The organism is Microbacterium sp. YJN-G (genome assembly GCF_015040615.1).
Classification (GTDB): domain Bacteria; phylum Actinomycetota; class Actinomycetes; order Actinomycetales; family Microbacteriaceae; genus Microbacterium.
In genome coordinates this window covers 2164047-2188770 of record NZ_CP060402.1, presented here as the reverse complement: position 1 = coordinate 2188770, position 24724 = coordinate 2164047, and the positions used below count along the sequence as shown (strand labels likewise).

Genomic DNA, 24724 nt, shown 5'->3' with positions numbered 1-24724 from the left:
GCGCTCAGAAGAGCTGCTAAGCGGCGCACTGTGCGTTATCCTCGTCGCGCTCTTCGGAGATCATGTAGCTGGTCTTCGTCCAGCGCATGGTGACATTCATGGCGATGACGTCGGGCCGGTTCGCTGGGGTGACGTCTTCACCTTGATCGTTCAGCGTTCGCAGCGCCGTAAGATCGAGGCACACGATGGCGACAAGCTCCTCGCGACCTGGATCGATCGACTCCGGTATCGGCCGAAACTCTGCGAGCCCGACCGAACCGTCGAGTTGCAGACCGGCCTCTTCGAGCGCACGCTTCCCATCGATTGCGCCTTCCAGAGCACTGCCGACCAGGTAGTCGTTAGGGTCCGCATCGCCTTGGCGAGCATCGTTTTGCGCATCCGTGTATGCCCGATACGTCTCCTCGGCCGCGGCGAATGCTTCCTCATCGGATGAGAACAGGGCGGTCTCTGTCGGTTCCGGCTCAGGCTCCGGCGCTGGGGCACAGGCGGCGAGCATTCCGAGGGCCAGCAGCCCGGTGGACAGCACCCCGATGGCGCGGACGGACGATGCGGCGAGAGTCACCCGGCCACGGTAGCCCGAACCGGCGGTTCCGCGCAGGAGTTTTCCACAGGCCTTGTACCCACGAGAGGGACAGCCCGAGGCCCTTCGACAGGCTCAGGGACCCAAGCATCAGACGACGAAACGCCAGACGTACTCGAGGCCGTCGTGCTGGCGGAACCAGGCGATCGTGATGACGACGGCGTCGAGGTCGGACTCGCACAGGCACAGCTCCACCGTCTCGGCGGGCAGCACCTGGCCCCACAGGTCGACGAGCTCCTGTTGCGATGCGTCGCTGCGCAGCACGCGCACGAAGTCGACGGCCTCGCGCCCCGCGTTCATCACCACCGGATGCGCGCGGTCACGCCGGGTGATCACCCACGGCACGCAGTAGGCGGACGGCGGAGGCGACTGGGACGGGTCGATCGGGTGCAGCATCCCACCATGCTGAGGACGTGCGCCGACGCGGACGGGCCTGCAGCGACCTCGACGGCGGATGCTGTGGAGAAGTCGCCCTCAGCCCTCGGATGTGGAGGACGAATCGCCATCGCCATCGCCATCGGCATCCGAATCCCGGGACCGGCCGAGCTTCGCGCCGATCCCGCGCCCCGCCGCCCCGATGCCGCGGCCTAACGCGCCCGCACCGCGACCCACCGCGCTCGCTCCTCGACCGAGACTGGTCACGAGTCCGCCACCGACCACGCGTGCGCCGTCCAGCATCCGCCGTTCGAGCTTCTCACTGCCCGGAACGGGCTCGAGCTCGGGCGGCAGCACCGCTGGCGCTGCACCGAAGGCGCGACGCGAGTTGTTCAGCACGCGACGGCCCAGCAGGTGGTTGCCGGCTCCGCCGATCACCGCGCCCACGCCGAACGGCAGCGCCTTGCCGATGAACGACGCCCCGCCGCGCGAGGCGAACTGCCGGATGAACGCCGACTTCAGCCGGTCCACCAGCGGGCCCATCGCCGCACGCGGCAGCGACTTCGTCACCAGCTCGCCCCAGTAAGACGCACGGTTTCCGCCCTTGCCCGCCGCCTGACTCGCCAGCTGCGAGACGAGATCCACGCCCTCCTTGCCGAGCATGAGTGTCATCACGAGCGCGCGGGCCCGCTCGGGGTTCTCGATCGCGATGCCGTGCACCTCGGCCACCGACTGCGCGAACAGCGCCGTCGACTCCATGAAGCCGACCGTCTCGACGCCGGACAGCGCGAGTGTGACGCCTGTGCCGATGCCGGGGATCACCGCCGTCGCGCCGACCGCGGCTCCGCCGGTCGTCACGGCGGCGAGATACCGGGTCTCGAGGATGCTCACGATCTGCTGCGGCGTCGCATCCGGAGACCGAAGACGGATACTGCGGATGTGCGCGACCACGAGCGGACGCTGCACCGCGAGAACCCGTTCGATGCCGCGGACGGAGAAGGGGCGCTCGCCGCCTGCGGGCGGGACCGGCGCGCTCGGCGCGGTCTCGTCCGGGAGGATGTGGAGCTTGTGGACCTTCTCGGGCATGCGGTGATCCTATGCGCGGTGCCCGCGAGAAAGCCGAAAGCCGCCTCCCGGAGGGGGAGGCGGCCCTTCGAGAGCCTCAGGGACCCAGCGGGCTCAGGGATCCAGAGGGTCAGACGAAGAGGTTGGCGCGCTCGAGGTCCTCGGCGAAGTCGACCTCGACCGCGTACAGGTCGGAGACGTCCATCGGCTCGAGCAGCAGTCCGTTCTCGGCGATCGCGAGCTCGAGACCGCGCTCGAAGTAGTCCTGGTCGTCGACGCGCTGCAGCTGGCGCACGAACGCCGCCTTGTCGGCCGACGAGATGTAGTTGATGCCCACGGCCTCGCCTAGGCCGCCCTTGACCGTCTTCGACAGCTCCTTGATGAAGCCCTCTGCGGTGACGGTGTACTTGACCTCTTCGTCGCTCACCTTCGAGGTGTTGACGGTGACGAACGACTGATCGCGCTCGATGAACTCGATCGCACGGCCCAGGATGCGCGGGTCGAAGACGACGTCGCCGTTCATCCACAGCACGCCGCTCTTGCCGGTCACGCTCAGCGCGCGCAGCAGGCTCTTGGAGGTGTTGGTCACGTCGTAACGCTCGTTGTGCACGTACTTCGCGGTCGGGAACGCCTCGATGATGGTCTCGGCACGGTAGCCGACGACGGCGGTGATGCGGGCCTCGGACCCGAAGGCGCTGCGGATGTTGTCGTGCTGCTGCTGCATGATCGTGCGGCCGTCGCTCAGCTCGGTGAGCGGCTTGGGCAGCGCACGGCCCAGGCGCGAGCCCATGCCTGCGGCCAGGATGACGGTCTGAAGAGTCACGATTTTCTCCTAGAAAGAACTTGTGTTCACTGTCGATTCATCGACGGGACACCTCTTCGTGCCAGGGCAATGCTAGTGATGGCACCTGTGAGCATCCGGGGCTGCGGCGTCGCCGTTGCCGTTTCGTGATCGTTTGCACACCTTCCGCTCAGGGTCTGCACCCTCCGCTTCGAGGTCGATCGTCGCGCCGCCACGCCGCCTGTTACGCAGTGCGGATGCCGTCGCGGGATGATCGTTATCTGCTTGATACCGTATACCTGTGACTGCTGATCTCGCCTCTGGAGACGACCGCATCGAGAACACTCAGAACGAGTATGCGGATGCCGTCAAGGCGCCTGAAACCCAGAAGGCTCCGGCTGCGAAGAAGCCTGCGGCGAAGAAGTCTCCTGCGAAGTCGCCCGCCGCGAAGCCGGCGACCGCGAAGTCACCCGCCGCGAAGTCACCCGCCGCAAAGTCGGCTGCCGCGAAGTCGACGGCGGCGAAGACCGCCGCGGCCAAGAAGGCCGCGTCCGCAGCGAGCGAGTCGAAGACCGCCGCCGCTAAGCGCACCGCCACGACCAGCGCGGCGAAGACGGCGGCGGTGAAGAAGGCCGCGGCCGCATCCACCGCAGTGAAGGCCGACGCCAAGAGCGCCGACGCGGACAAGACGGCCACTGCGACGAAGAGGACCGCCTCGGCCGCGAATTCATCCGCGTCCGCGAAGTCATCCGCCTCAGCGAAGTCGACCACCTCAGCGAAGTCGACCGCGGCGGCCAAGAAGACGGCCACGCCCGCGACGGCATCCGGTGAGAAGTCCGCACAGGCCAGGAAGACGCCGGCGAAGCGGACCACTGCCGCGAAGACGACCTCGCCGGAACCCGCGCCCGCCCGGAAGACCCCCGCGAAGCGCACGACGAAGCCCGCCCCCGCTGAGACGGCAGCAGCCAGCACGACGGATGCCGTGGATGCATCGTCGATCGCCCCGGTCCAGCAGCTCGATGTTCAATCCGTGACCGATGAATCGACGGCTCCCGCGCGTCGGCTGACGGCGGCGTCGAACAGCGCCGCGACGCCGACCGAGGCGCGTCCTCCACGCGGATCTGCCGCCAGGGCGGCAGCCGCTCCGCCTGTCGTCCCGGATGCCGCTGCCGAGACAGGCCCGGCCGCAGCCGAGCCTGCGCAGGATGTCGCCGGGAAACCGGCGGTCGCCGAGACGGCTGGAGAGGACGCGACGTCCGCAGAGGCGGAAGCGGATGCCGCGATCACGACGACGGCGCCGTACGAGGCTGCCGCGGAGGAAGCCGCACCCGTTGACGCTGCACGGGCCGACATCGCGATCGACGAAACGGCTCTGGATGCCACAGCATCCGACGACACCGCATCCGCGGACGCCACCGCACTCGACGACGCCGTATCCGGCGTCCCCGCGCCGGAGGCGACGGACGAGGATTCCGCGCCGCGCACCGACGCGATCCGCATCCGCGGGCTCGTCAAGCGCTTCGGCGAGACCCATGCCGTCGACGGCATCGACCTCACGGTCCCCGCCGGCACGTTCTACGGGTTGGTCGGCCCGAACGGAGCCGGCAAGACCACGACGCTGTCGATCATCGCCGGCCTGCTGCGCCCCGATGAGGGCACCGTGCACATCGCCGGCATCGACCAGCGCGCCGATCCGCTGGGCGCCAAGCGCGTCATGGGCGTGCTGCCCGACCGGCTGCGCACCTTCGACCGGCTCACCGGGCGGCAGCTGCTGCACTACTACGGGCAGCTGCGGCGCCTGGACCGCGCCGTGATCGAGAAGCGCGTCGCCGACCTCGCGCGCGCCTTCGACCTCACCGAGGCACTCAGCCGCGTCGTGTCGGACTACTCGGCCGGCATGACCAAGAAGGTCATGCTCGCCGGCGCACTGATCCATTCCCCGCGGGTGCTCGTGCTCGACGAGCCGTTCGAGGCGGTCGACCCGGTCTCATCCGGGGTGATCCTCGACATCCTGCGCTCGTACGTCGCGCACGGCGGCACGGTGATCCTCTCCAGCCACGGCATGGACCTGGTCGAGCGGGTGTGCTCGCGCGTCGCGGTCATCGTCGGCGGCGAGGTGCTCGCCGAGGGGACCATCGACGAGGTGCGGGCAGGCCAGACCCTGGCAGCGCGATTCGTCGAGCTGTCCGGCACCGGCGGAGAAGTGGAGGGGCTGGAGTGGTTGCACACGTTCTCCGACTGAGGCTCGACCTGCTCGCGGGTGCCCTGCGCGGTGAGCGTCCCGGTCGCAGCGCGATCGCCCTGCTCGCAACCATCGCCGTCACCGTCTCGGTCTGCATCGCCGTGCTCGGCCTCGGCGCCGCGCCGCTCGCGACCGCCCGCACCGTCACCGTGCTCAGCGCCGCCGCCGCCTTCGTCGCCTTCTTCCTGGCGCCCATGATCATCGGCACCCCGGACCAGCTCGACCCGCGCCGGTTCGCGCCGTTCGGCGTGGACGAGAAGCGGATGCCGTGGATCCTCGCGCTCGCCGCCCTGGTCAGCGTGCCCAGCTTCGCGCTCATCGCCGTCAGCACCTGCTTCGTGATCGCCGCCGTCAGCGCCGGCGCGCCCTGGCCGGTCGCGGTGCTGGCGGGCATCGTCGGTGTGATCTCGACCGTGCTGGCCGCGCGGATCGGCATGGCGGTCAGCGCGATCGCGCTGCCCGAGCGCCGTTCGCGCGAGCTGACCGTGCTGTTCACCATCCCCGTGATCGTCGTCGCGTTCCCCGTCGCCGCCTACTTCGCATCTCTGGAGTGGGATGGTCAGGTGCCCGCGGGCGTCGACGCCGCCCGCTCGATCATCGGCTTCTCGCCACTGGCGGCGCCGCAGGCCTTCCTCTTCCATGTCGCTGCGGGTGAGACGGCAGCAGCCTGGGCGAGCGGGCTGATCGCCCTCGCCACGGTGGGCGGGCTTCTCGCGCTGTGGGCGTACCTGGTCCGCCGCCTGCTGACCACGACCGAGCGGCCCTACGCGACCCGCGAGCGCTCCGGACTCGGGTGGTTCGGATCCCTGCCGGGCAACGCGTTCGGCGCCATCGGCGCTCGCAGCCTCGTGTACTGGCTGCGCGACCGGCGCTACATCGTCAACATCATCGTCGTGCCCATCGCCGGGGTGCTCACCGTCTTCCCGCTGATGGTCGCCGGGGTCCCGCTGTGGATCGCGGCGCTCGTACCGGTGCCGCTCATGGCGCTGTTCTTCGGCTGGCTGCCGCACAACGACGTCGCCTACGATTCGACCGCGCTGTGGATCCACATCGCCAGCGGAGTGCGCGGCCTGCCCGACCGGCTGGGACGCCTGATCCCCGTGCTGCTGGTGTCGATCCCGGTGCTGGCTGTCGCCGTGTCGGTGACGCTGGCCTACATCGGCAGATGGGATCTGCTGCTGCCGCTCATCGGCGTCGCGGCGGCGCTGCTGCTGACGGGGCTCGGGATGTCGAGCATCGCGTCGGTGGTCGCGCCGTACGCCGTGTCTCGGCCGGGCGACAGCCCGTTCCAGCAGCCGCAGCGCTCGTCGGCGCACGGATCGTTCGGAGCGGCCGGCACCTTCCTCGGAGCGCTGCTGTTCAGCGCGCCCACGCTGTGGCTGTTCGGCCTGACCATGGTCGAGGGCGATCAGCACGCGCCCGCCGCGTTCTGGACCGGCGCCATCACGGGCACTCTCGTGCTGTTCGGCGGCGCGGCGATCGGAGCGGCGATCTTCGAGCGCAGCGGTGAGCGGCTGATGGAGTTCGTCGAGACGACCTGATGCTGAGATACCGAACCGGATGCTGAGATGACCGGACCGGATGCTGAGACGACCGATCCCGGCGGCCGTACGGCGACTAGAATCACGGCATGAGTACTCCGCTGGACAGCCCCGATCAGGGTGGCGTGGCAACACTTGATCGCGAACTCGAAGAGCTCCTCCGCGAGGAGAACCTCGAGCCCGGCGACCATGAGCGCTTCTCGCACTACGTGAAGAAGGACAAGATCCTCGAGTCCGCGATCACCGGCAAGCCGGTGCGCGCTCTCTGCGGCAAGAAGTGGACCCCGGGGCGCGACCCCGAGAAGTTCCCGATCTGCCCGACCTGCAAGGAGATCTACGAGAGCATGGTCGCGTAACAGCGGTCAGGCGAGGGGGCTGAGGCCCTTCGAGAGCCTCAGGGACCCAGGCACTTCGAGAGCTCCAGGGGCCGAGAGGGACCGGTCAGGCGACGTCGACGAAGACCGTCGGGATCGCCGGGTCGGACTTGCTGAGCGCCAGCGCGCGCACCGGCAGCTCCTCACGCACGCGCAGGTGGTGCTCCCGAGCGGATGCCGTACCCGACGCGCCCTCGTAGGACGCATCGATGTCGCCGTTGTCGACGAGCGTGACCTGCAGTGCACGCGAACCCGGGTGGTCTGAGGTCGCGTGGACCTGCTCGAAGCCGTCGGCGACGCTGATCGTCTCCGAGACGGCGACGCCGTCCTGGATGCTGCGGAACGCCGACTTGCGGCCGCCCTTCGAGCCCTTGTCGGCCGACGCCTTGGCCACGGCCACCCAGCCAGCTGCGGCATCCTGTCTGGCCACGAGCTTGTAGACCATCCCGGCTGTCGGGTACCCGGATCCGGTGACCACGGACGTCCCCACTCCGTACGAGTCCACGGGTGAGGCGGCGAGCGCGGCGATCGCGTACTCGTCGAGGTCGCTGGTCACGGTGATCCGCGTCTCGGTGGCGCCCAGCTCGTCGAGGTGCGCGCGCACTTCGCCCGCGACGATCGGCAGGTCGCCGGAGTCCAGGCGCACGCCGCCGAGCCTGGTGCCGGCGACGCGGATCGCGGTCTCGACGCCCGTGCGGATGTCGTAGGTGTCCACGAGCAGCGTGGTCTCCACGCCCAGGCTCTCCACCTGCGCGCGGAAGGCGTCCTCCTCGCTGTCGTGCAGCAGCGTCCAGGAGTGCGCGGCGGTGCCCATGGTAGGGATGCCCCAGCGGCGGCCCGCTTCGAGGTTGCTGGTCGCGCCGAATCCTGCGATGTAGGCGGCGCGGGCGGCGGCGACGGCGGACTGCTCGGCCGCGCGCCGCGATCCCATCTCGGCCAGCGGGCGATCACCGGCAGCGATGCTCATCCGCGATGCGGCCGTCGCCACGGCAGAGTCGTGATTGAGCACGCTCAGCGCGATCGTCTCGAGTACGACGGCATCCGCGAAGGTGCCCTCCACGGTGAGGATGGGGGAGCCGGGGAAGTACAGTTCGCCCTCGCGGTAGCCGCGGATGCTTCCGGTGAAGCGGTAGTTCTCCAGGTAGCGCAGCGCCTCGGCATCCACCACGTCGTTGTCGCGCAGGAACCGCAGCTCGTCGTCGCCGAAGTGGAACTCGCGCAGCAGCGAGAGCAGGCGGCCGGTGCCTGCGACCACGCCGAAGCGGCGACCGCCGGAGAGCCGCCGCGAGAACAGCTCGAAGACGCTCGGTCGCGCGGCTGTTCCGTCGCGCAGCGACGCGGCGAGCATGGTCAGTTCGTAGCGGTCGGTGAGGAACGCGGAGCTCATCCGGCCAGTGTATCCAGGCGGCGGATCGGGAATACTGATCAGCGTGCCGGGAGAATCGGCAACCGAGATGCAGGAGGAGCCGACGATGGCACACGCCGACGAGCTGGAGCGGCTGGTCAACGGAGTGCTGTGGCCCGGATTCCTCGGCGGCGATGTGCCCGGATGGCTCGCGGAAGCTCTCGGTGACGGACTCGCCGGCGTCGTCTACTTCGCCCAGAACCTCGACGGCGACACTGCGGCGCTGAGCGCCGATATCCACCGCATCGCCCCGCACGCCCTCATCGGCATCGACGAGGAGGGCGGCAGCGTGACGCGCCTCGAGACGCGCACCGGTTCCACAGTCCCGGGAGCGGCCGAGCTCGGGATGCTCGACGATACGGATGCCACTCGCGCGACCGGCCGCGAGATCGGACGCCGCGTCGATGCGATCGGCGCCGACGTCGTCATCGCCCCGGTCGCCGACGTCAACACAGACCCGCGCAACCCCGTCATCGGAGTGCGCGCATTCGGCTCCACGACCGAACTCGTCTCCCGGCACGTCGCCGCGGCGGTGGACGGCATCCAGTCCACCGGGCTCGCCGCGTGCGCCAAGCACTATCCCGGGCACGGCGACACCCACACCGACTCGCACCACGACCTGCCACGGATCGCACTCGATCAGGGCGAGATCGAGCGGGTGCACCTCCCGCCGTTCGACGCGGCGGTGCGCGCGGGCGTGAGAGCCATCATGACCGCCCACATCTGCGCGTCGCACTGGGGAGACGTTCCCGCGACGCTCAACCCGCTCGTGCTGGGCGGGCTGCGCGAGCGGGGCTTCGAAGGCGTGATCGTCACCGACGCGCTCGACATGGCCGCCATCCGCGAGACGATCGGCATCGGCGGGGGAGCCGTTCGCGCGCTCGCCGCGGGCGCCGATCTTTTCTGCATCGGCAACCCGACCAATCCCGGCGCGGCGATGCTGCCGGACCAGGATGAGCGCGACTACCGATCCGCGAGGGACGCGGTGGTCGCCGCGATCCGTGCGGGAGAGCTGCCCCGGTCGCGGGTCGAGGAGGCTGCCAGGCGCGTGGCCGCGATGGCCGAGGCGGTCCGCGGGCGTGCCCCGATCGCAGACGTCATCGGCACGCCCTTCGACGGCGATGCGATCTCCGACCGTGCATTGCGCATCGACGGTGAGATCGCCCCGCTCGCTGACATCCCGACCACGGTGATCGATCTGCGTCGCTCGTCCAGTCTCGCCGTCGACAGCGCGGCATCCCATGTCGCCCTCGCGATCGCCGCCGGCGGCGCCTTCGTGCGGCTCGAGCCCGAGACGGCGACGGATGCCCGCATCGACGCCGCGGCAGCGGGCGCCGACCAGGCCGTCGTGCTCGTCGACCGGCTCGATGCGGATGCCGCACAGCGTGCGGCGCTCGACCGCATCCGCGCCGTCAGGCCCGACATCCCGGCCGTGAACGTCGGACTCCCGGTCGCCGGAGCCGGAGGCGTGATCACGGCATCCGCTGCGAGCCTGGTGGCGGCCAGGGCTGCGCGCCGCGCACTGCTGGGCCCGGCACGCTGAAGACGCCCGCTGCCGCACCAACCGATCAGGAAGAGGAACCATGACCGACCGCGATGACCTGCGATCCGCCCTCGAGACGTTCTCGACCGAGGCGGTCGACCCGGCATTCGCCGAGCTCGACCTGCTCGCCACCGCCGATCAGGTGGCGCTGATGGCCGAGCAGGGCGTCGTCGCATCGCAGGCCGTCGCCGCCGAGCGCGACAGCATCGCCCGGGCCGTCGACGGCATCGTGGGCAGGCTGCGCCGCGGCGGGCGCCTGGTGTACATCGGCGCCGGCACGGCGGGGCGGATGGGCGTACTGGATGCCAGCGAGATCCCGCCGACGTACGGCACCGATCCCGCACTGGTCACCGGGCTCATCGCGGGTGGCGCGGATGCTCTGCACCGCGCCATCGAGAACGCCGAGGACGATGTCCGCGCGGGAGAGAGCGCCGGCCGTGAGCTCGGTCCGGATGACGTGATCGTCGGTATCTCGGCATCCGGACGCACTCCGTACGTCGTCGGCGCGCTGCGCGCCGCCCGGGCACAGGGCGCGTTCACCGTGAGCGTGGCCAGCAACCGGGACGCGGAGATCTCGGGGCTCGCCGACGCGCCGATCGAGGTCGTCACCGGCCCTGAGGTGGTCGCCGGATCCACCCGGCTGAAGGCGGGCACCGCGCAGAAGCTCGTGCTGAACACGCTCTCGACTCTGGCGATGGTGCAGTCGGGCAAGGTGTACGGCAACCTCATGGTCGACGTGCAGTCCACCAACGAGAAGCTCCGCGCCCGCGCCGAGCGCACCGTCATGCATGCCACGGGTTGCGACGCCGCCGAGGCGGCGCGGGCGCTGCAGTCGGCATCCGGGTCGGTGAAGCTCGCGATCGCGATCGTCGAGACGGGCGCGGATGCCGACACCGCCCGCCGCGCTCTGGATGCGGCCGGCGGGAACCTGCGCCAGGCGCTCGCCGCGACCCGGGGCGCGGGAGCCGCGGGCTAGGCTTGAGCATCATGAACGACGCGCCCATCGGCATCTTCGACTCCGGCGTCGGCGGGCTCACGGTCGCCCGCGCCATCCGGGCTCAGCTGCCGCAGGAATCCTTCCTCTACATCGGCGACACCGCGCACTCGCCCTACGGGCCAAAGCCCATCGCCGACGTACGCCGGTACAGCCTCGAGGTGCTCGACACCCTCGTCGAGCAGGGCGTGAAGATGCTCGTGATCGCCTGCAACACGGCATCCGCCGCGATGCTGCGCGACGCGCGGGAACGCTACGACGTGCCGGTCGTCGAGGTCATCGGCCCCGCCGTGCGGCGGGCGGTCTCGACCACCCGCAACGGCCGCATCGGCGTGATCGGCACGGTCGGGACCATCAGCTCGCGCGCCTACCAGGACATGCTCGAGGTCAACGAGCGCCTGGAGGTGTTCACGGCCGCCTGCCCGCGCTTCGTCGAGTTCGTCGAGGCCGGCATCACCGGCACCCCCGAGGTGCTCGCGGTCGCGGAGGAGTACCTCGCGCCGCTGCGGGAGGCCGGAGTCGACACGCTCGTGCTCGGATGCACCCACTACCCGTTCCTGCGCGGTGCGATCAGCTACGTGATGGGCGACGGCGTCTCGCTGGTCTCCAGCGACGATGAGACCGCCGCCGACGTGTACCGCCAGCTCGTGCGCCGTGACCTGCTCGCCTCGCCCGACGCCGTGCCCGCCTACGTGTACGAGGCGACAGGCCAGTCCGCCGACGACTTCACCGTGCTCGCCAACCGCCTGATGGGCCGGGAGGTGCGCGACGTGCAACTCGTGCAGACCGGCGTCATCACGCTGCCCGACCTGTCTGAGGCGGGGCTCGACTCCGACGTCACCGAACCCGCCGTCACCGACTCCGACTCAGACTCCGTCGACCCGGCGCCCGCCGACCGCTCCTGAACCCCACCCGAGAGGACCCCATGTCAGACATCGTCCGCGCCGACGGCCGACGCCCCGATCAGCTCCGCGAGATCACCATCGAGCGCGGCTGGTCCGCGCACGCCGAGGGATCCGCGCTGATCAGCTTCGGCGGCACCAAGGTGCTGTGCACGGCCTCGTTCACCAACGGGGTGCCGCGCTGGCTGACCGGCAAGGGCAAGGGCTGGGTCACCGCCGAGTACGCGATGCTGCCCCGGGCCACCAACAGCCGTAACGACCGCGAGAGCGTGAAGGGCCGCATCGGCGGGCGCACGCACGAGATCTCGCGCCTGATCGGCCGGGCGCTGCGCGCCGTGGTCGACACCAAGGCGCTCGGCGAGAACACCATCGTCATCGACTGCGACGTGCTGCAGGCAGACGGTGGCACCCGCACCGCCGCGATCACCGGAGCCTACGTCGCCCTGGCAGACGCCATCGAGTGGGGCCGGGCGCAGAAGTTCATCGGCAAGAACTCCACGCCGCTGCTCGACACCGTCGCCGCGGTCTCGGTGGGAATCATCGACGGCGAGCCCATGCTCGACCTGGCATACGTCGAGGACGTACGCGCCGAGACCGACATGAACGTGGTCGTCACCGGCCGCGGCCTGTTCGTCGAGGTGCAGGGCACCGCCGAGGGTGCGCCGTTCGACAAGCGCGAGCTCGACGCTCTGCTCGAACTGGGCGTGAACGGCTGCGCGACCCTGAAGGAGCACCAGCTCGCGGCACTGGACCCTTCGACAGGCTCAGGGGCCCAGGCCTGATGAAAGTTGTCCTCGCCACGCACAACCCGCACAAGGTCGCCGAGTTCCAGCAGATCGTCGCAGCGACCCGTCCCGATCTCGAGGTCGTCGGCTACGACGGACCCGAGCCCGTCGAGGACGGCGTGACGTTCGCCGAGAACGCGCTCATCAAGGCCCGCGCCGCCGCCGCGCACACAGGCCTGCCCGCGCTCGCCGACGACTCCGGCATCTGCGTCGACGTCCTGGGTGGTTCGCCCGGAGTGTTCTCGGCGTACTGGGCGGGGCAGCGCAAGGATGCCGCCGCCAACCTCGAGCTGCTGCTCGATCAGCTGCACGACATCGCCGACCCGCACCGCGCCGCGCAGTTCCGCTCGACCATCGCGCTGGTCGCGGCCGACGGTGCCGAGCACATCGTCGAGGGCGTGTGGCCGGGGCGTCTTGCGCGCACGGCATCCGGCGCCGGCGGGTTCGGGTACGACCCGATCTTCATCCCCGACGGGCAGGATCCGGCGGCCGAGCGCACGGTCGGCGACTTCTCGGATGCCGAGAAGCAGTCCCAGTCGCACCGCGCCCGCGCGTTCCAGGCGCTCATCCCGCTGCTCGCCGATCTGTAGCATCCGATCGCCTCACCCGCGATGTTGAGAACCGTTACCGTTCCCGACTGCGGGACACGGGCCTTCGGGGCCGGGACATCGGCCTAGCCTGGAGGCATGCACGATCACGCACCCGCCCCCGGGGGACTCCGCGACGCCGGCCACCGGCGCCTGCTGACGATCTCGCTGAGCCTGACCGCCACCGTCATGGTGGTGCAGGTCATCGGCGCGATTCTCTCCGGCTCGCTTGCGCTGCTCGCCGACGCCGCGCACATGTTCACCGACTCGTCGGCGCTGGTCGTCGCCCTGATCGCCACGGCGGTCGCCGCACGCCCGGCCGACGATCGACGCACCTTCGGCTACCAGCGGGCCGAGGTCTTCGGGGCGCTGATCAACGCGATCATCCTCATCGTGCTCATGGTCGTCGTGGCGGTGCAGGGCATCCAGCGGCTGGTCGATCCGGGCGAGGTCGAGGTCGCGGGTCCCCTCATGCTCGTCGTCGCAGTGGTCGGCATGATCGCCAACGCGGTCTCGATGTGGGTGCTCAGCCGCGCGCAGAAGACCAGCATCAACGTGCGGGGCGCCTACCTCGAGGTGATGGGCGACCTCATCGGCTCGGTCATGGTGATCATCGCCGCGATCGTGATCGTGACCACGGGATGGATGCCCGCCGACGCGATCGCCTCGCTGCTGATCGCGGTGATGATCCTGCCGCGGGCGGTCTCCCTGCTGCGCGAGGTCTTCTCGGTGCTCGCCGAGTCGGCCCCCAAGGGCATGGCCGTCAGCGAGATCCGTGAGCACCTGAAGGTGTATCCCGGAGTCGTCGACGTGCATGACGTGCACGTGTGGCAGCTGACCCGCGGCGCGCCGGTGTTCACCGCGCACGTCAAGGTCGATCCGGCGGCGCTGGCCGCAGGGCGCTCGTCTCAGCTGCTGCAGGAGCTGCAGTCGTGCCTGGCCGAGCACTTCGACGTCGAGCACTCGACCTTCCAGCTCGAGCCCGCGGATCACGACGACTGCGAGGCCGCGCACGCCTGACGTCTCTGGCCCCTTCGACAGGCCAGGCCCTTCGCTCCCCACGGCCCCTCCACGCACCGCTCCGCGCTGCGCGGAGCCTCTGGCCGCGTGGGCCCCGCTCAGGGACCCAGGCCCTTCGACGGGCTCAGGGGCCCAGGCAGGCTCAGGGCTCGCGGCGCACGTCGCCGGGGGACTTGTCGGGGCGCAGTCCGCGCCAGCGGGAATGCCGCAGGATGCCGCCGGGCGACCAGTTCGCGAACTCGACCTCGCCCACCAGTTCCGGACGCACCCACAGCGCGTCGGAAGCGTCGGGGGGCGGTACCTCCAGCGCGGGTTTCATCGTCCGCAGCGGTTCGAGCTGTTCGGCCAGGTCGCGCAGCATCCGATCGCTGAATCCGGTGCCGACGCGCCCGACGTAGGCGAGTGCGCCGTCGTCACCGGGCACGGCGAGCAGCAGCGAGCCGATGCCCTCGCGCCGGTTGCCCTGACCGGGCCGGATGCCGACGATCACGACCTCCTGCGTGCGCGTGTTCTTCAGCTTCAGCCAGGACGACGAGCGACGACCGGGACGGTATGACGAGCGGGGGTCCTTGGCGACGACGCCCTCGAGCCCGTGCTGCCGGCTCAGCTCCAGAGCGGCATCCAGATCCTCGAACACCGGCGGCACCTGCACCGGCGCGTCGAGGCCGGCGGCGAGCTGCTCGAGCAGCTCGCGACGCTCGCGCAGCGGCACGCGGGTGAGGTCGTGGCCGTCGAGGTGCAGCAGGTCGAAGAGCAGGTAGACGATCGGGGTACGCACCACCTCACGCTCGATGTCGCGCCCGCGAGTGAGGTGCATGCGCTGCTGCAGCCGCGCGAAGCTCGGCCGCCCCTGCGCGTCGAAGGCGACGATCTCGCCGTCGACGACGGCTCCGGTCGCGGGCAGGTGCGGAGCGCCGTCGGCGGTGAGCTCGGGGTACCGGGCGGTGACGTCGTTGCCGTTGCGGGTGTGCAGCGTGAACCGGCCGCCGGATGCTGTGGTCTGCCAGGTGCCGATGGCGCGGATGCCGTCCCACTTGACCTCGGCCCAGGGGGAGGGGCCCAGCGATCGGGCGAGCGCCGGCGTGCCCGCCTCGGCGAGCATCGGCTCGATCCGCGGTGGCGGCACGGCGCTTTCGTGCTCCTCGGCTCCTGAGGGAGCGGAGCGAGACGAAGGGCGCTCCCGAACCGTGCGAGACGAAGGGCGCTCAGGAACCGGGCGAGACGAAGGGCGCTCAGGAACCGGGCGAGCGGCCGGATCCTTCATGCGGTGCAGCAGCCACTGCGACTTCTCACCCTCGCCCTCGGTGCGGATCAGCGCGAGACGTGCCGCGCCCAGCCGCCCGCCCGGTTGTCCCGTGAAGGTGCCGATGACCTCGTCATCGCGCCATTTCTCCAGCGCGACGGTGCCGGTGTCCCACACCGTCATCGAACCCGCGCCGTACTCGCCGCGCGGGATCTCACCCTCGAACGTGAGGTACTCCATCGGATGCGGCTCCGTCATCACCGCGAGATGGTTGCGCTCGGTCGTCTCGGGCACGCCCTTGGGCACCGCCCAGCTGAACAGCACCCCGTCGCGCTCGATGCGCAGGTCGTAGTGCAGGCGGCTGGCGTGATGCTCCTGGATGACGAAGCGCGGCGCCCCGCCCGAACCGACGTATGCCGTGCTCGGCATCGGTTCGGGGGTCTTCGCGGCATCCCGTTTGGCGAGGTAGGCGGCAAGCGCCGGGCTGGGCGGCGCGAGCGCCGCGAACGGATCGATCCCGGCGTCCACCCGGTCGAGCACCTCGGCGAACTCGAGATGCCGCAGGCCGGGGTCGTCGAGCTCCTCCCAGGTGCGCGGGGCGGCGACCCACGGACGGGCGCGTCCGCGCAGCGAGTACGGCGCGATCGTCGTCTTCGAGGCGCTGTTCTGACTCCAGTCGATGAACACCCGGCCGCCGCGGGCGGACTTGGCCATGACGTGCGTGGCGAGGTCGGGATGGTCGGCCTCGATCAGCCGGGCCAGCTCCTTCGCGACCGCCGAGACCTCGTCGCTGGTCTGGCGCCCGGTGCCGTCATCGGTGGTGGGCAGCCTCGCGTACAGATGGATACCCTTGCTGCCGCTGGTCACCGGCAGCGGTTCCAGTCCCATACCGGTCAGGATGCCGCGCGCGACCCGCGCGATCTCCGCGCACTCGGGCAAGCCCACACCGGGGCCTGGATCCAGGTCGAGCACCAGGCGGTCTGGCCGTCCCCGCCCGCCGAAATGCGTGAACCGCCACTGCGGCACGTGCAGCTCGAGCGCGGCGATCTGCGCGAACCACACCAGGGTGGCGACGTCATCGGCGAGCGGATAGTCCTTCGGGCCGTCGGAGTGCTCGATCGGCATCCGTCGCACCCAGTCGGGGGCGCCCTGCTCGAGCTGCTTGGTGAAGAAGCTCTCGGCGGGATGCTCTGCCGTGCCGACGCCGTCCACCCAGCGCTTGCGGGTCACCGGTCGTCCCCGCAGATGCGGCAGCATCACCGGGGCGACGCGCGAGTAGTAGGCGAGGATCTCGCCCTTGGTGGTGCCGGTCTCGGGGTAGACGACCTTGTCGAGGTTCGTGACGCGCAGGCGACGGCCGTCGACCTGCACGACCCGCCCGCTCGCTGCCATGCACACAGATTAGTCGGCGAGGGTCAAGAGGCTGGCCCGACGGGGTGTGGCTCGTGATACTGGTGTGATGAGGAGCATCTGGAAGGGCGCCGTGACCTTCGGCCTGGTGAACGTGCCGGTCAAGGTGTATTCGGCCACCGAGGACCACGACGTCTCGCTGCACCAGGTGCACGACGAGGACGGCGGCCGCATCCGGTACCAGCGCACCTGCGAGGTGTGCGGCCAGACCGTCGCCTATGCCGACATCGACCGGGCGTACGTCGACGACGACGGGCAGACCGTCGTGCTCACCAAGGACGATCTCGCGGCGCTGCCGGCGGAGAAGAGCCGTGAGATCGACGTGGTCGAGTTCGTGCCGAGCGACCAGATCGACCTGCTCACCCTCGACCGGCCGTACTACCTCGAACCCGACTCGAAGTCGCCCAAGGCGTACGTGCTGCTGCGCAAGACGCTCGAGCAGACCGACCGCACGGCGATCGTGCGGTTCACGCTGCGGCAGAAGACGCGCCTGGCAGCCCTGCGGGTGCGCGGAGACGTGCTCGTGCTGCAGACGCTGCTGTGGGCCGACGAGGTGCGCGAGGCCGCCTTCCCGGCGCTGGACGAGGATGTGAAGGTCAGCGCCAAGGAGCTCGAGCTGTCGGCGTCGCTCGTCGAGAGCTACTCCAGCGACTTCGACCCCGAGGAGTACATCGACGAGTACCAGAAGGAGCTGCGCACGCTCATCGAGGCGAAGATCGAGGCCGGCGAGACCTTCGACGTCGCCGAGACCTTCGCCGAGGAGGGTGAGGGTGCAGGCGGCGAGGTCATCGACCTGATGGAGGCGCTGCGCGCCAGCGTCGAGCGCACGAAGGCTGCGCGCAAGGGCGGCGGCTCCGATGCGAAGGAGTCCGGGAAGAAGTCGGGCGGCAAGAAGAAGGCCGGCTGAGTCCTAAGACCGGCTGAGTTCGACTGCGTCGGGGGCGGATGCCGTGCGCTTGGCGCGGAGAAATGCGCTTGACGCGGATCGGATCAGGGATTCCGTCCGCGCGAAGCGCAGATTCCCGCGCGAAGCGCAGGCGGCCCAGCGGCTGTCAGCGCTCGCCGTCGCCGTCGATGTCGGGGGCACGGTCGAACACCTCGGCGTCGAGCTTGAGCTCACGCGCCTCGGCGGCATCCGTGTCGACGTCCGTTCCCGCAGCCGCGGCCTTCTTCGCCTTGTGGCGCTCGCTGAGGTAGTGCCACAGCGTGACCAGCGCGGTGCCGCCGACGGCGGCGAGCAGGATCAGGTCGATGTAGTTCTCGACGAACTCGGCGACCGGCGGGATGAAGCCGATGAGGTAGCCGAACATGGTCAGCCCGAATCCCCAGATGACCGCACCGATGAAGTTGTACAGCGAATAGCGCTTCCACGGCATGTGCCCGACACCCGCAGCGACCGGCGCGAAGGTGCGCACGATCGGCACGAAGCGGGCGAGGATGACCGTGATGCCGCCGAACCGCTCGAAGAACGTATTGGTGCGTTCGACGTTCTTGCGGCTGAACAGCCCGGACTCCCTGCGCTCGAAGACCGCGGGTCCGCCCTTGTGGCCGATGAAGTACCCGACCTCACCGCCGACGAAGGCCGCCAGCCCGATCAGCAGCGCGACCACCCAGACGCTCAGTCCGAACACGCCGTGCTCAGACTGCCCGATCGGGTGCGACAGCAGCCCGGAGATCACCAGCAGCGTGTCGCCGGGCAGCAGGAACCCGATGAGCAGACCGGTCTCGGCGAAGACGATGAAGCACACCACCAGCAGCGCCCAGGGGCCGGCGGCGCTGATGATCGTCTCGGGGTCCAGCCAGGGGATGAGTGCCGTCGGCGCCTGGATGATCGTCTGGAGCAAGGTGGTTCCCGTCGTTCGTTGTTCGGCGGTGCTGCGCGCCGAGGTGCGGGGGCACGAGCGGCGTCTGTGCGGAAGGTGGGACTCGAACCCACACGCCCTGGGGCACAGGAACCTAAATCCTGCGTGTCTACCGATTCCACCACTCCCGCGCGTGAGTCAGTCTATCGACGGCGCCGCACGGGTTTTCCGTAGATCTGCCCCGAGTGCCTGTGGATAACTCTGACGCGCGGATCACGGATTCTGTCATGATGCCCGCGTGTCCCATCCCTCCCTCGTCGTCGCCGAGCGGGTGCGGCGGCGCCTGCGTCTCGAGCGCACGGATCCGTCGGCCGATCCCGATCAGGCGCGGCACATCGCGCAGACCGAGGTGCGGCGGCACAACGACCTCGCGCTGCAGCGCGGCGAGGCGCTGATCGACGACGAGGCGGCCCTCGTCCGCGACGTCCTCGCCTCGGTGTCGGGCTTCGGCGCCCTGCAGCCGCTGCTGGATGATCCCGAGATCGAGGAGATCTGGCTGAACGGTCCCGATCGGATCTTCATCGCCCGCGGCGGCACGACCGAGCGTGTGCATCTGCGGCTCACGGATGCGATCGTCCGGGATCTGGTCGAGCGGATGCTGCAGTCCACCGGCCGCCGCGTCGACGTCAGCCAGCCGTTCGTCGACGCGTCCCTGCCCGACGGCTCGCGCCTGCACGTCGCCATCGCGGATGTCGTGCGCGGATCGTGGGCTGTGAACATCCGCAAGTTCCTGCCCCAGCACCGCACCCTGGCCTCGCTCGTCGAGCAGGGGTCGGTGCCGGCGGAGATCGCGGATCTGCTGCACCGCTCGCTGCGCGACGGCGGCAGCATCATCGTCTCGGGCGCCACGCACGCGGGGAAGACCACGCTGCTGGGCGCGCTGCTGGCCTCCTGCGCGGACGGGCAGCGGATCATCACGGTCGAGGAGACGTTCGAGCTCGCCGTCGAGGGGCCCGATGTCGTCGCCCTGCAGGGGCGGCAGGCGAGCCTGGAGGGCACGGGGGAGATCACACTGCGACGCCTGGTGAAGGAGGCGCTGCGCATGCGCCCCGACCGCATCGTCGTCGGCGAGGTGCGCGACGCGGAGGCACTCGACCTCGTGCTCGCGCTGAACACCGGCGTGCCTGCGGCCGGCACCGTGCACGCGAGTTCCGCCGAGGAGGCGCTCGAGAAGCTCGCGCTGCTGCCGCTGCTCGCCGGTCGCAACATCGATCGTGCGTTCATCGCACCGGCGCTCGCCACCTCGATCGACTACGTCGTGCACTGCCGGCGCGATCCCGACGGCTCACGCCGGGTGACAGAGGTCATCGCACCCACCGGCGAAGTCCTTGACGGCCGCATCCTCAGCACGACGGTCCACCGGGCAGGCGGAGCCGTATGACGCTGCTGGTGGGAGCGCTGCTCGGAGCCGGGCTGCTGCTGTGCGCATCCCCGTGGCTGTGGCCGCCCCGGGAGCGGACGGCCAGCGCCCCGCGGCGAGGGAGGCTCCGCAGACTGCTCGAGGAGGCCGGACACTCCAGGGCCTCCGCCCGCACGCTCGTCGTGGTGATGACGGCGCTCGCGCTCGTCGCCGCATCCCTCGCCTGGCTGGTCACCGGTCTGCCGGTTCTCGCCGTGCTCGCCGCGCTGGCGGGCGCCGCCGCCCCCGTGCTGTACCTGCGCGGCCGCCGACTGCGGCTGCGCAAGGCGCGCCGCCAGCTGTGGCCCGACGTGTGCGACCTGCTCGTGGCCGCGATCCGGGTCGGGCTCTCGCTGCCGGATGCGGTGGCGAGTCTGGCGGACTCCGCACCTCCGGCCATCCGCCCGGCGTTCGCCGTGTTCGCCCGCGACCTGCGGGCGACAGGACGGTTCGAGACGAGCCTCGACCGCCTGAAGGAGACCCTCGCCGACCCGATCGCTGACCGCATCATCGAGACGCTGCGCATGGCCAGGCAGGTGGGCGGCACCGAGCTGACCGGGGTGCTGAGGGCGCTGTCGTCATCGGTCAGAGCGGATGCCGCGCTGCGCGGCGAGGTCGAGGCCAGGCAGTCGTGGATCCGCGGCGCAGCTGTGCTGGGCGCCGTCGCCCCGTGGGTCATCCTCGCGCTGCTGGCGATGCGTCCGGAGGGACGCGAGGCCTACGCGAGCGCCGAGGGCGTGCTGGTGATCGTGATCGGCGCGGTGGTGTCGGTGCTCGCCTACCGGATCATGCTGCGCATCGGCCGGCTCCCCGAGCCCGAGAGGTGGTTCGGATGACGGTGATCACCGACCTCGCGCTCGCGGTGCTGCTCGGCGGCGCCTTCGGGCTCGGCGTGCTGGGCGTGCTCTCGGCGCTGCCGCGCTGGGGCGCGCTGCCGCTGGAGCGGCGCATCGCGCCGTACGTGCGCGACGTGGTCGACGACGAGGCGCTGCCGGCCGGCATCCTGCCCCGCGTCGGAGTCATGCCGGTCGACGGTCGTCGGCTGTGGGATCGGCTTCGCGGCCGGTTCGAGCGGATGCTGGGTGGCGGCGACGCGCTGGCCCAGCGACTCGCGCAGGCCGGGGCCACGCAGACGCCTGCGGCTTTCCGCGGTCGTCAGCTCGCCTGGGGTGTCGCCGGGCTGCTGGCCGGCGCGCTGCTGGTCGTCGTGCTCGCCGTCGCCGGACGCATGACCCCGCCCGCCGTGCTGCTGCCGCTGCTCGCCGGAGCGGGAGCCGCCGCCGGCTACGACATGCAGCTCACCGCGCGGGCGCGATCCCGTCGCGACCGACTCGCCGACGAGCTGCCGACCACCCTCGAGTTCCTCGCGCTGTGCCTGTCGGCGGGGGAGTCGCTGCTGGACGCACTGCGGCGCGTCTCGGGTGTCGGCACGGGCGAGCTGACCGCCGAGCTGCGGCAGGCGGTGCTCGCCGTGCACACCGGCTCGCCGTTGGCAGACGCGCTGGGCGAGACCGCTACGAGGCTGCAGCTGCCAGGACTCTCGCGGGCAGTCGACCAGATCATCGCGGCGCTCGAGCACGGCGCACCCCTCGCCGGCGTGCTGCACTCCCAGGCCGCAGACGCCAGGGACGAGGCCAAGCGCACCCTCATCGAGCAGGCCGGACACAAGGAGATCCTCATGCTCATGCCGCTCGTGTTCCTCATCCTCCCGCTCTCGGTGCTCTTCGCGGTGTACCCGGGGCTCTTCATCCTCCGGCTCGGCCTCAGCTGAGCCCTGACGCAAGGAACGGATATGACGAAGATCAGAAGTTGGCTCGCGGCCGGCAGGACGCTCGCAGAGGACGAGCGCGGCGACGTGCCCGGATGGGTGCTCGTGACGTTGATGACGGCCGCATTGGTGGTCGTGATCTGGGCGGTCGCGGGTCCCGCGCTGGTCGACCTGTTCGAGCAGGCGATCTCGCGCGTCTCCGGGATCTGACACCCGCCATGCGCCTGCCGCCGCCGCTCGCCGATCAGCGAGGGTCCAGCCCCGTCGAGTTCGTGCTCGTCGGCGCGCTGCTGACCGCGCTCACGCTGGCGGTGCTGCAGGTCGCGTTCGCGGTGTACGTACGCAACGTCGTGCACGACGCAGCGGTGGAGGGTGCCCACTACGCGGCGCTCGCCGACACCTCGCTGCAGGAGGGGGCGGCTCGGACGCGCACGGTGATCACCCGCGCGGTGGGCGACGCCTACGCCGAGGACGTCGCGGTCGGACAGGATACGAGTCTCGGCCACGAGAGCGTCGTCGTGCGCGTGCGCACCACTCTGCCCGTGCTCGGATTGATCGGGGTGCCCTTCGGGATGGAGGTGGAGGCCCGTGCGCCCGTCGAGACCTTCGGAGACGACTGAACGACCCGGGATGCTCGCCGACGACACCGGCTCGGCGGCCCTGGAGTTCATCACCGTCGGCCTGCTGATGCTCGTGCCGCTGGTCTACCTCGTACTGGCGCTCGGCGCCGTGCAGCAGCAGACCCTGGGGGCCGAGGCCGCCGCGCGCCACACCGCGCGGGTGATCGGGCAGGCGCCGGATGCCGCGACCGCCGGCGCCCGCGGCGACGCCGTGCTGGCCTCGGTGATCCGCGAGTACGACATGGACGAGGATGCCGTGGACGTGACGATCACCTGCCGCCCCGCGGCCGCAGTCTGCCCGGACGCGGGGAGCACCGTGATCGTCACGGTGAGCGCGCGGGTGAGCCTGCCGTTCATGCCGCCGCTGTTCGGCCTCGACAGGATCGCCGCGATCCCCGTCGAGGCCCAGTCCGCGCAGAGGGTGTCGAGACTGTGGGGGAGCGGATGAGACTCACCCGTCATCTCCGCACTCTCGCGGGGGATGAGGACGGCAGCATCCTGCCCCTCATCCTGGGCTACACACTGCTGGCCGTCGCCGTGCTGTTCGCCTGCGTGTGCGCCACCGACCTGTACATCGCGCAGAAACGGCTGGACTCGCTCGCCGACGCCGCAGCGCTCGCCGGGGCCGACGGCTTCACCCTGCAGGTCGACGGCGGCGACGTGCACGCCGAGCTCACCGACGCCGGCGTACGCGAGCAGGCGGATGCCGTCGTCGCGGCCGTCTCGCAGGACGCGCGTCTCGTGTCGGCGGGCACACCCGACGGCGTCTCGGCGCAGGTCACGGTCAGCACCGTGTGGCATCCGCCGCTGGTCTCACCGTTCGTGCCCGGCGGCGTTCAGATCGAGTCGACGGCCACCACCCGCACCGCGCTGCGGTGACGGTGCTGCAGTGACGGCGCTGTGGTGAAAGCGCTGCAGTGAGCGAGTGTCAGTCGTCGGCGCGGGGGAGGTAGCGCGGCGTCCAGCGCACGAACCCGGCGGCGCCCAGCAGGGCGACCACGCCCATGAGTCCGGTGGCGAGGGACAGCGAGGCGACCGCGGTGACCGCCGAGACGACCACCGGCGCGGTGGCGCCGCCGGCATCCGTCAGCGTCCGCCACGACCCCAGGAACGCGGCCGGGTCGCGTTCGGGCGCGAGATCGGCGCCGAACGTGAGCAGGATGCCGCTGGAGAGACCGTTGCCCACTCCGAGCACCGCCGCGAGCGTGCCGTACCAGAGCGTGGCCGAGTCGAGGTCGTGCGTCAGCGACAGCGCCGCGAAGCCGAGCCCCATCAGCACCAGCGCGGGCATAGCCGCCCAGATGCGTCCGAACCGGTCCATGACCTGTCCGCTCGCGTAGAAGAGGGCGAAGTCGATCGCCCCGGTCACGCCGATGACCAGGGCGATGGTCTCGGAGTCCAGTCCCAGCGAGACACCCCACAGGGGGAGGATGACCTGCCGGGCCGAACGCACCGCCGACAGGCAGGCGGCTGAGAGGCCCAGCCGCGACAGCACGGCGCGGTAGTGCCAGATCGTGCCGAACACCCCGCGCTGGTCGGCGATCGGGATCGAGCCCGTGACGACCTCGCCGGTGTCTTCGGCCACGGCCGCACCGGTCGGCTTCAGCAGTGCCGGGCTGCTGCGCTCGGGGTCGGGGCCGAACAGCACGAGCACGATCAGCACGACCACGCAGCCGATCAGGAACCAGATCGTCGACAGCTCGGTGCCGGTCAGCCGGATCAGCGCCGCCGCCACGAACGGACCGACGAACACGCCGAAGCGGAAGCAGCCGCCCAGCAGCGACAGCGCCCGTGCCCGGAAACGGATCGGCACCCGCGTCGTCATGAACGCGTGCCGGGCAAGGCCGAATGCCGCCGCGCAGAAACCGAGCAGGAAGACGGCGGCGGTGAACAGCGGCAGCGAATCCGCGAGCAGCATCCCGGCACCCGCGGCCAGTGCCGCCACGCCCGCGAACACCATGGTCAGCCGCTCGCCGATCCTCGCGACCAGCCACCCCGAGGGCAGGTTGCCGCACAGCTGGCCGATGACCAGCGCGGATGCCACGAGCGCGGCAAGCGGCACATCCGCGCCGAGCTGCGTGGCCAGGATCGGGATCAGCGGCAGCACCGCGCCCTCGCCGAGTGCGAAGAGCACCGTGGGTATGTAGACCATCGGCCCGAACTGCCTCAGGACCTTCCCCGCGCTCTCGCTCACGAGGCCACGCTAGCCCGCGCCACGGCATCCGATG

General features: G+C 70.6%; 26 protein-coding genes and 1 tRNA gene. 17 read left to right on the top strand and 10 right to left on the bottom strand.

The window, feature by feature from the left end:
- Positions 1-16 precede the first annotated feature (16 nt).
- From H7694_RS10545 to H7694_RS10525, 5 genes are all read right to left on the bottom strand, one after another.
- Positions 17-562: a hypothetical protein gene (locus H7694_RS10545; protein ID WP_193596467.1), complete on the bottom strand. Its 546-nt coding sequence runs from the start codon at positions 560-562 to the stop codon at positions 17-19.
- Between the two features lie 108 nt (positions 563-670).
- Positions 671-976 carry a hypothetical protein gene (locus tag H7694_RS10540; RefSeq protein ID WP_193596466.1) on the bottom strand — a complete coding sequence of 102 codons (306 nt, stop codon included), beginning with the start codon at positions 974-976 and terminating at the stop codon, positions 671-673.
- Between the two features lie 78 nt (positions 977-1054).
- On the bottom strand, positions 1055-2041 hold the full coding sequence (locus H7694_RS10535) for a hypothetical protein (protein WP_193596465.1): 987 nt from the start codon (positions 2039-2041) through the stop codon (positions 1055-1057).
- A gap of 109 nt (positions 2042-2150) precedes the next feature.
- A complete protein-coding gene (locus H7694_RS10530) occupies positions 2151-2843 on the bottom strand; it encodes an NTP transferase domain-containing protein (RefSeq protein ID WP_193596464.1) in 693 nt (230 codons plus the stop codon).
- A 303-nt stretch (positions 2844-3146) separates the two neighbouring features.
- Positions 3147-3773: a hypothetical protein gene (locus tag H7694_RS10525; protein WP_193596463.1), complete on the bottom strand. Its 627-nt coding sequence runs from the start codon at positions 3771-3773 to the stop codon at positions 3147-3149.
- A gap of 58 nt (positions 3774-3831) precedes the next feature.
- Here H7694_RS10525 and H7694_RS10520 point away from each other — a divergent pair, with 58 nt between their 5' ends.
- From H7694_RS10520 to H7694_RS10510, 3 genes are all read left to right on the top strand, one after another.
- Positions 3832-5043, top strand: a complete 1212-nt coding sequence (locus H7694_RS10520) for an ABC transporter ATP-binding protein (RefSeq protein ID WP_193596462.1) — start codon at positions 3832-3834, stop codon at positions 5041-5043.
- The gene (locus tag H7694_RS10515) at positions 5019-6584 is read left to right on the top strand and encodes a hypothetical protein (RefSeq protein WP_193596461.1); all 1566 of its coding nucleotides are present in this window, start codon (positions 5019-5021) and stop codon (positions 6582-6584) included. The genes H7694_RS10520 and H7694_RS10515 overlap by 25 nt, the downstream gene beginning before the upstream one ends.
- Positions 6585-6673: 89 nt before the next feature.
- Entirely contained in the window at positions 6674-6940 is a 267-nt protein-coding gene (locus tag H7694_RS10510; RefSeq protein WP_067201268.1) for a DUF3039 domain-containing protein, read from the top strand.
- Between the two features lie 85 nt (positions 6941-7025).
- Here H7694_RS10510 and H7694_RS10505 read toward each other — a convergent pair whose 3' ends face one another.
- The gene (locus H7694_RS10505) at positions 7026-8345 is read right to left on the bottom strand and encodes a nicotinate phosphoribosyltransferase (RefSeq protein ID WP_193596460.1); all 1320 of its coding nucleotides are present in this window, start codon (positions 8343-8345) and stop codon (positions 7026-7028) included.
- A gap of 85 nt (positions 8346-8430) precedes the next feature.
- On the opposite strand from H7694_RS10505, the gene H7694_RS10500 reads away from it, so the two are divergent.
- The 6 genes from H7694_RS10500 (at position 8431) to H7694_RS10475 (ending at position 14194) form a co-directional block, all read left to right on the top strand.
- Positions 8431-9906 carry a glycoside hydrolase family 3 protein gene (locus H7694_RS10500; protein ID WP_193596459.1) on the top strand — a complete coding sequence of 492 codons (1476 nt, stop codon included), beginning with the start codon at positions 8431-8433 and terminating at the stop codon, positions 9904-9906.
- A 40-nt stretch (positions 9907-9946) separates the two neighbouring features.
- Positions 9947-10882 carry an N-acetylmuramic acid 6-phosphate etherase gene (murQ, locus tag H7694_RS10495; RefSeq protein ID WP_193596458.1) on the top strand — a complete coding sequence of 312 codons (936 nt, stop codon included), beginning with the start codon at positions 9947-9949 and terminating at the stop codon, positions 10880-10882.
- A gap of 11 nt (positions 10883-10893) precedes the next feature.
- Positions 10894-11805, top strand: coding sequence for a glutamate racemase (gene murI / locus H7694_RS10490; protein WP_227468068.1), 912 nt, complete (start codon positions 10894-10896; stop codon positions 11803-11805).
- Between the two features lie 20 nt (positions 11806-11825).
- Complete coding sequence (gene rph, locus H7694_RS10485; protein WP_193596457.1) at positions 11826-12584, top strand: ribonuclease PH; 759 nt, start codon at positions 11826-11828, stop codon at positions 12582-12584.
- Positions 12584-13177 (top strand): RdgB/HAM1 family non-canonical purine NTP pyrophosphatase, encoded by a 594-nt coding sequence (gene rdgB / locus H7694_RS10480; protein ID WP_193596456.1) that lies wholly within the window; start codon positions 12584-12586, stop codon positions 13175-13177. Before rph ends, rdgB begins: the two co-directional genes overlap by 1 nt.
- 96 nt (positions 13178-13273) lie before the next feature.
- Positions 13274-14194 carry a cation diffusion facilitator family transporter gene (locus H7694_RS10475; protein WP_193596455.1) on the top strand — a complete coding sequence of 307 codons (921 nt, stop codon included), beginning with the start codon at positions 13274-13276 and terminating at the stop codon, positions 14192-14194.
- A 142-nt stretch (positions 14195-14336) separates the two neighbouring features.
- On the opposite strand, the gene H7694_RS10470 is transcribed toward H7694_RS10475, so the two are convergent.
- Positions 14337-16829: an ATP-dependent DNA ligase gene (locus tag H7694_RS10470; protein WP_193596454.1), complete on the bottom strand. Its 2493-nt coding sequence runs from the start codon at positions 16827-16829 to the stop codon at positions 14337-14339.
- 67 nt (positions 16830-16896) lie between these two features.
- Between H7694_RS10470 and H7694_RS10465 the strand changes: the two genes are divergently transcribed.
- On the top strand, positions 16897-17754 hold the full coding sequence (locus H7694_RS10465) for a Ku protein (RefSeq protein WP_193596453.1): 858 nt from the start codon (positions 16897-16899) through the stop codon (positions 17752-17754).
- Positions 17755-17899: 145 nt separating this feature from the next.
- Here H7694_RS10465 and H7694_RS10460 read toward each other — a convergent pair whose 3' ends face one another.
- Together H7694_RS10460 and H7694_RS10455 are read right to left on the bottom strand one after the other, a co-directional pair.
- The gene (locus H7694_RS10460; RefSeq protein WP_193596452.1) at positions 17900-18691 is read right to left on the bottom strand and encodes a DedA family protein; all 792 of its coding nucleotides are present in this window, start codon (positions 18689-18691) and stop codon (positions 17900-17902) included.
- Between the two features lie 67 nt (positions 18692-18758).
- A tRNA-Leu gene (locus tag H7694_RS10455) sits at positions 18759-18840 on the bottom strand.
- Between the two features lie 107 nt (positions 18841-18947).
- Between H7694_RS10455 and H7694_RS10450 the strand changes: the two genes are divergently transcribed.
- Genes H7694_RS10450 through H7694_RS10420 form a run of 7 tightly spaced genes read left to right on the top strand, consistent with a single transcriptional unit; the run spans position 18948 to position 23375 of the window.
- A complete protein-coding gene (locus H7694_RS10450; protein ID WP_193596451.1) occupies positions 18948-20090 on the top strand; it encodes a CpaF family protein in 1143 nt (380 codons plus the stop codon).
- Complete coding sequence (locus H7694_RS10445) at positions 20087-20944, top strand: type II secretion system F family protein (protein WP_193596450.1); 858 nt, start codon at positions 20087-20089, stop codon at positions 20942-20944. The genes H7694_RS10450 and H7694_RS10445 overlap by 4 nt, the downstream gene beginning before the upstream one ends.
- Entirely contained in the window at positions 20941-21879 is a 939-nt protein-coding gene (locus tag H7694_RS10440) for a type II secretion system F family protein (RefSeq protein ID WP_193596449.1), read from the top strand. Before H7694_RS10445 ends, H7694_RS10440 begins: the two co-directional genes overlap by 4 nt.
- A gap of 21 nt (positions 21880-21900) precedes the next feature.
- A complete protein-coding gene (locus tag H7694_RS10435; protein WP_193596448.1) occupies positions 21901-22086 on the top strand; it encodes a hypothetical protein in 186 nt (61 codons plus the stop codon).
- Positions 22087-22094: 8 nt separating this feature from the next.
- Positions 22095-22496: a TadE/TadG family type IV pilus assembly protein gene (locus tag H7694_RS10430; protein WP_193596447.1), complete on the top strand. Its 402-nt coding sequence runs from the start codon at positions 22095-22097 to the stop codon at positions 22494-22496.
- A gap of 10 nt (positions 22497-22506) precedes the next feature.
- A complete protein-coding gene (locus tag H7694_RS10425) occupies positions 22507-22944 on the top strand; it encodes a TadE family protein (RefSeq protein WP_193596446.1) in 438 nt (145 codons plus the stop codon).
- The gene (locus H7694_RS10420; RefSeq protein ID WP_193596445.1) at positions 22941-23375 is read left to right on the top strand and encodes a pilus assembly protein TadG-related protein; all 435 of its coding nucleotides are present in this window, start codon (positions 22941-22943) and stop codon (positions 23373-23375) included. The genes H7694_RS10425 and H7694_RS10420 overlap by 4 nt, the downstream gene beginning before the upstream one ends.
- 49 nt (positions 23376-23424) lie before the next feature.
- On the opposite strand, the gene H7694_RS10415 is transcribed toward H7694_RS10420, so the two are convergent.
- Complete coding sequence (locus H7694_RS10415; RefSeq protein WP_193599177.1) at positions 23425-24648, bottom strand: MFS transporter; 1224 nt, start codon at positions 24646-24648, stop codon at positions 23425-23427.
- Between the last annotated feature and the right edge of the window lie 76 nt (positions 24649-24724).

Bases quoted from the DNA above. Each gene is read 5' to 3' on its own strand.
- H7694_RS10500 (WP_193596459.1), top strand. From the start codon at position 8,431: ATGGCACACGCCGACGAGCTGGAGCGGCTGGTCAACGGAGTGCTGTGG.
- rdgB (WP_193596456.1), top strand. From the start codon at position 12,584: ATGAAAGTTGTCCTCGCCACGCACAACCCGCACAAGGTCGCCGAGTTC.
- H7694_RS10425 (WP_193596446.1), top strand. From the start codon at position 22,507: ATGCTCGCCGACGACACCGGCTCGGCGGCCCTGGAGTTCATCACCGTC.
- rph (WP_193596457.1), top strand. From the start codon at position 11,826: ATGTCAGACATCGTCCGCGCCGACGGCCGACGCCCCGATCAGCTCCGC.
- H7694_RS10470 (WP_193596454.1), bottom strand. From the start codon at position 16,829: ATGGCAGCGAGCGGGCGGGTCGTGCAGGTCGACGGCCGTCGCCTGCGC.
- H7694_RS10535 (WP_193596465.1), bottom strand. From the start codon at position 2,041: ATGCCCGAGAAGGTCCACAAGCTCCACATCCTCCCGGACGAGACCGCG.
- H7694_RS10440 (WP_193596449.1), top strand. From the start codon at position 20,941: ATGACGGTGATCACCGACCTCGCGCTCGCGGTGCTGCTCGGCGGCGCC.
- murI (WP_227468068.1), top strand. From the start codon at position 10,894: ATGAACGACGCGCCCATCGGCATCTTCGACTCCGGCGTCGGCGGGCTC.
- H7694_RS10435 (WP_193596448.1), top strand. From the start codon at position 21,901: ATGACGAAGATCAGAAGTTGGCTCGCGGCCGGCAGGACGCTCGCAGAG.
- murQ (WP_193596458.1), top strand. From the start codon at position 9,947: ATGACCGACCGCGATGACCTGCGATCCGCCCTCGAGACGTTCTCGACC.
- H7694_RS10540 (WP_193596466.1), bottom strand. From the start codon at position 976: ATGCTGCACCCGATCGACCCGTCCCAGTCGCCTCCGCCGTCCGCCTAC.
- H7694_RS10415 (WP_193599177.1), bottom strand. From the start codon at position 24,648: ATGGTCTACATACCCACGGTGCTCTTCGCACTCGGCGAGGGCGCGGTG.
- H7694_RS10510 (WP_067201268.1), top strand. From the start codon at position 6,674: ATGAGTACTCCGCTGGACAGCCCCGATCAGGGTGGCGTGGCAACACTT.
- H7694_RS10430 (WP_193596447.1), top strand. From the start codon at position 22,095: ATGCGCCTGCCGCCGCCGCTCGCCGATCAGCGAGGGTCCAGCCCCGTC.
- H7694_RS10475 (WP_193596455.1), top strand. From the start codon at position 13,274: ATGCACGATCACGCACCCGCCCCCGGGGGACTCCGCGACGCCGGCCAC.
- H7694_RS10465 (WP_193596453.1), top strand. From the start codon at position 16,897: ATGAGGAGCATCTGGAAGGGCGCCGTGACCTTCGGCCTGGTGAACGTG.
- H7694_RS10420 (WP_193596445.1), top strand. From the start codon at position 22,941: ATGAGACTCACCCGTCATCTCCGCACTCTCGCGGGGGATGAGGACGGC.
- H7694_RS10445 (WP_193596450.1), top strand. From the start codon at position 20,087: ATGACGCTGCTGGTGGGAGCGCTGCTCGGAGCCGGGCTGCTGCTGTGC.
- H7694_RS10505 (WP_193596460.1), bottom strand. From the start codon at position 8,345: ATGAGCTCCGCGTTCCTCACCGACCGCTACGAACTGACCATGCTCGCC.